The organism is Corallococcus praedator, assembly GCF_003612125.1.
In the GTDB taxonomy this organism is placed as follows: Bacteria; Myxococcota; Myxococcia; order Myxococcales; family Myxococcaceae; genus Corallococcus; species Corallococcus praedator.
The window spans coordinates 1-459 of record NZ_RAWI01000962.1 but is presented as its reverse complement, the minus strand read 5'-3'; the positions used below and the strand labels follow the sequence as shown (position 1 = coordinate 459).

The 459-nt window shown below is 63.6% G+C and carries 1 protein-coding gene; it reads left to right on the top strand.

Annotated elements, in window-relative coordinates; translation table 11 throughout:
* Window positions 1-170: 170 nt before the first annotated feature.
* On the top strand, window positions 171-459 hold a 289-nt coding region (locus D7Y13_RS42610; RefSeq protein WP_279637203.1), incomplete at its 3' end, for a PmbA/TldA family metallopeptidase.

Here is a 459-nt window from a genome sequence, read left to right as displayed (position 1 = left end):
GCTTGATACCGCCTTTCCAACCATGATTGACAAGAGCTTGCGGATTTTCGCGCAAATCCTCCGCTTGGCGGAAAAGACATGCCTTGTCAGGACCATGCCCGGACCCTAAATCGGGGGCATCATCTCCCGCCTCCGCGGCGAGCCGCCTCCTCACAGCGCCGGAAAAACTGATGTCCTCATTGTTCGATCAGTCCACTCTCACGAGCCTTGCCGAAAAGCTCGTCGCCGCCGCGCGGAAAGCAGGAGCGGATTCCGCCGATGCGATCGCTGTGCGTTCGATCTCGCTTTCGGTCGAGGTGCGCGACGGCGCGGTGGAGGAATCCGAGCGCGCCGAAGGCAATGACCTCGGGCTGCGGGTTTTCGTCGGACGGCGGCAGGCCGTGGTGTCAACGAATGACATGACGGGTTCGCTGGCGGGCGGCGGCGCCGATGCGCTCGCCGAGCGTGCGGTCGCAATGG